Source organism: Trichloromonas sp., assembly GCF_041583255.1.
Classification (GTDB): Bacteria; Desulfobacterota; Desulfuromonadia; order Desulfuromonadales; family Trichloromonadaceae; genus Trichloromonas.
In genome coordinates, this window is record NZ_JBFHGD010000272.1 from 1 (window position 1) to 3708 (window position 3708).

Genomic DNA, 3708 nt, shown 5'->3' on the forward strand with positions numbered 1-3708 from the left:
CCTACAGCAGGCGTCTGGGCATCGTCGAGCCGGTCTTCGGCAACATCCGCGAAACCTTGGGTCTCAGACGCTTCTCCTTGCGAGGCAGGGACAAGGTCAACGGCCAATGGAAGCTGATGACAATGCTGCACAACATTTTCAAGATTCACCGTTACGGTTGGGCGGCATAGAGGAAGATGAAGCCAGTTAACGGCCCAGAATGCGACCATGAAGCGCCAAAAGCAGCAGGAATGATGAACATGTGGCTATGGACATTTGCTGGGTGGGCTTTTCACAGAAGATTTAAAAATTCGAGATCAGGGGTGAGTTGGACCCTGTGAAGATGGTTTTTCTACAGACTCGTTAGATGGCGTCCATAACCAGTAGGCGGAGTTTGCGGTCAAAGATGTAAAGACTCAGAATTGCATCGAAGGAAGTGCCCGGCAAAAACAAGTGATTGCGAGTCAGGGCTTCTTCTGCAGGGCGTTCGAATGGAAGCCAGTACGCACTCAGTCGGTAATAACCGATATGGGCGAGGTAATGCTTAAGTCGGTCGGGATTGTCGCAGGTCAGGCCACGGTCTTGGAGGCGTTGGGCCTGGTCTTCAATGGAAAGGGGCACCTTAACATACCGCATGGTTGCCCCCAGAAAAAATTAACCTCCCGGTTTGAGCGTCACGGCAGCAAGCTGCCGGATAGGCTTGGGAGGTGTTGTTGCTACAACTAATACCCGCAATGCGGTCAGAACGCAAGTAAAAATATGCTCCGCATACAGCATTCATCATGAGCTAACCCTCGCGATTTTCGTCAGAATTCGATCTTCAACCAGTCTCAAATCGGCGGCATCCTTTGCACCGAGGACGGGGAACTGCTGCCGCGGTGAGAACAGCTTCATATTCTAGCTTGGTTTTGTCGCGGCAAAAAGAAAGAAAGTCAATCCGGTTGTATTTGGCCCGAATTGGCGCTAAATTGGCGCAAATTTCACCAACCGTGCGGAGAGCCCCCGTGAAGAACGTCTATATCGTCACCCCCAGCTATCTGATCAAGAAAAAACGCGATTTTTCCGCTGGCATCAAGCAGCTCAAGCAGTTAGGGTATCACGTCATCAATCCGGAATTCCCGAAGGTGCTCCCCTCGCCGCAGGAGAAGGCCGAGCAGCTCCACCGGGCCTTTGCCGATCCCGACGTCGACATGATCCTGGCCTTGCGCGGGGGGTACAGCGCGATGAAATCCCTGCCGTTCATCGACTTCGACCTGATCAAACAACACCCCAAAATCCTCGCCGGCTTCAGCGACCTCTCCGCCCTGCTCAACCCGATCTTCGAGCGCACCGGACTGGTGACCCTGCATGCCCCCATGGTGATCAACCTGGATGCGCCGACGCCCTTCACCCTGAAGTCGCTGGGCAACGCCGTAGACGGCTATCCGGAGAAGAACCTGCTCAAAGGCGCCCCTTGCAAGGTCTACCGTCCCGGCTCGGCCAGCGGGATTCTGAAAGGGGGCAACCTGATTACCCTGACCGCGCTGATCGATACCGACTGGGAAATCGACACGAAGGGCGCGATCCTGTTTCTGGAAGATGTCGACGAGAAGCTGCACCAGGTGGATCGTTACCTGACCCAGTGGATTCTGGCCGGCAAGTTCAAGGGGATCAAAGGGCTCATTCTCGGCGATTTCCGCGGCATCAGAAGCAAGCAGGTCTATGACATCCTGGCCTCGCAAATGGAGCTGGACTTCCCGGTGGTGCATTGCCCCTACATCGGCCATGTGGCGAACAAGATCACCCTTCCGGTCGGGGCCGAGGTGGAGCTGAATACGGAGCCCAAGCAGCTGCTGATCCGGAACATCGACTTCCCCGGGGGCCATCGGTGAACGTCCTCTGGCTGATCATGATTTGCGTCAGCATCGTCTTCGCCATCTTCACCGGCAACCTGGAGGCGTTCACCAAGTCGATCTTCGACGGCGCCAAATCGGCGGTGGAAGTCTCACTCTACCTGCTCGGCATCGTCTCGGTCTGGCTGGGGATCACCAAAATCCTGGAAGACTCCGGCCTGATCTACCGCATCGCGCACCTGTTCAAGCCGATCATCTGCCGCCTGTTCAAAAACATTCCCGGCGATCATCCCTCCATCACGGCGATCACCCTGAATGTGTTGGCCAACCTGTTCGGCCTCGGCAACGCGGCCACCCCGCTGGGGATCCAGGCCATGCAGGACCTCGATTCGCTCAATGAGGACAAAGGGTCCATCACCCCCGAGATGATGACCTTCATCGTCATCAACACCGCCAGCATCCAGCTGATCCCCTTCTCGGTGATCGGCATCCTGGCCAGTTTCGGACACAGCAATCCGGCCGCGGTCGTCTTTCCCGTGCTGATAGCCACCGCCATCTCGACCATGACGGCGCTGCTGATTCTGGCCGCGTTCAGGAAGATGTTCCGATGATCGAATCGATTGAATACCTCTCGCTGCTGATTATCCCGCTCTTCATCCTCTTCACGGTTCTCTACGGAACCGCGAAGAAGGTCCGGGTCTACGACTCCTTCGTCGCCGGGGCCAAGGAAGGGCCGGCGATTATCCTCAAAATCTTCCCCTACCTGTTGACCATCTTCGTGGCCATCAAGGGGTTCCAGGCCTCCGGCGCTTTCGACGTGCTGAGGGACGCCTTTTACCGCGTCTTCGGCTTTCTGAATATCCCGATCGAAGCCGTCTCCATGGCGATCATCAAGCCGCTCTCCGGCAGCGCCTCGACCGCACTCTTCACCGACATCGTCCAGACCACCGGCGCCGACTCCATGGCCACCCAGATGACGGCGGTGATCATGGGGAGCGCCGAAACCACTTTTTACGTGCTGGCCGTCTACCTGGGCGCCGTCGGCATCAAAAAAACCCGTTACCTGGTGCCGGTCTGCCTGCTGGCGGATTTTATCGGCATCGTGGTGGCCATTACCGTTGCGAGGTGGTTTTTCTAAATGTGCCGAGTTCTAGGAATCACCCATTTCGACTATACCAAGCATGAGAAAATTGTGGCCCGCTTCTGCGGCCTGGCGCGCAGCGGCATCGTCATGACCGGCGACCCGCCCGGCCACGAGGACGGCTGGGGGCTGGCCTTCTATCAACAAGGGCAGCTGGTCGTGCACAAGAGCGGCGGCAACATGCTGGATGAAGCCGATCAGGTCTTCGACCTCCTGCGCGCAGCGCGGACCTCGCCGGCGATGATCCTGCACCTGCGCAAATCCGCCTGGGCGAACACCTCCAGCACCCGCCACGCCCACCCGTTCTTCCTCGGCAACACCGTCTTTTTTCATAACGGCGTGGTCTACGATTACCAGAACCTGCTCCCCGCCATGGACCGGCCGGAGCTGCCCGACGACGCCCGCGACACCGAGGTGCTCTTCTACCACGTCCTGAGCCAAAAGGCGCCGGATCTCGGTCGGGCGTTTCTCGATTCGGCGGCGATCATCCAGCAGAACCACAAATTTTCGGCCCTGAACTGCCTGTTCAGCGATGGCAAGACATTCTACGCCTACCGTGATTATGCCAAAGAAGCGGACTACTACTCACTCTACAGGGCGACCTCTGAGAACTCCTGCCTGATTTCTTCCGAGCCCCTCGATGACAGTCTCCACTGGGAGATGATGGCCCAGGAAGAATTCCTGGCGATGAACGTCACCGGGTCATAAAGCTGCCAGCCCCTGCCCTACAACCTCACTATGCACAGCTCGCCATCA

The 3708-nt window shown here is 57.4% G+C and carries 6 protein-coding genes; 5 read left to right on the top strand and 1 reads right to left on the bottom strand.

Annotated elements, in window-relative coordinates; translation table 11 throughout:
- Nucleotides 1-170 (top strand): transposase (locus tag ABYV89_RS15385; RefSeq protein WP_432823821.1); only part of this gene is annotated, 170 nt, incomplete at its 5' end.
- Between the two features lie 172 nt (nt 171-342).
- On the opposite strand, the gene ABYV89_RS15390 is transcribed toward ABYV89_RS15385, so the two are convergent.
- Nucleotides 343-615 carry an Abi family protein gene (locus tag ABYV89_RS15390; RefSeq protein WP_432823816.1) on the bottom strand — a complete coding sequence of 91 codons (273 nt, stop codon included), beginning with the start codon at nt 613-615 and terminating at the stop codon, nt 343-345.
- Nucleotides 616-983: 368 nt separating this feature from the next.
- Here ABYV89_RS15390 and ABYV89_RS15395 point away from each other — a divergent pair, with 368 nt between their 5' ends.
- The 4 genes from ABYV89_RS15395 to ABYV89_RS15410 are packed head-to-tail and all read left to right on the top strand — an operon-like array spanning nt 984 to nt 3660.
- Nucleotides 984-1850, top strand: a complete 867-nt coding sequence (locus ABYV89_RS15395; RefSeq protein ID WP_432823817.1) for a S66 peptidase family protein — start codon at nt 984-986, stop codon at nt 1848-1850.
- Entirely contained in the window at nt 1847-2422 is a 576-nt protein-coding gene (locus ABYV89_RS15400; protein ID WP_432823818.1) for a nucleoside recognition domain-containing protein, read from the top strand. Before ABYV89_RS15395 ends, ABYV89_RS15400 begins: the two co-directional genes overlap by 4 nt.
- Nucleotides 2419-2949, top strand: a complete 531-nt coding sequence (locus ABYV89_RS15405; protein WP_432823819.1) for a spore maturation protein — start codon at nt 2419-2421, stop codon at nt 2947-2949. Before ABYV89_RS15400 ends, ABYV89_RS15405 begins: the two co-directional genes overlap by 4 nt.
- Nucleotides 2950-3660 (top strand): class II glutamine amidotransferase, encoded by a 711-nt coding sequence (locus ABYV89_RS15410; RefSeq protein ID WP_432823820.1) that lies wholly within the window; start codon nt 2950-2952, stop codon nt 3658-3660.
- Nucleotides 3661-3708 lie beyond the last annotated feature (48 nt).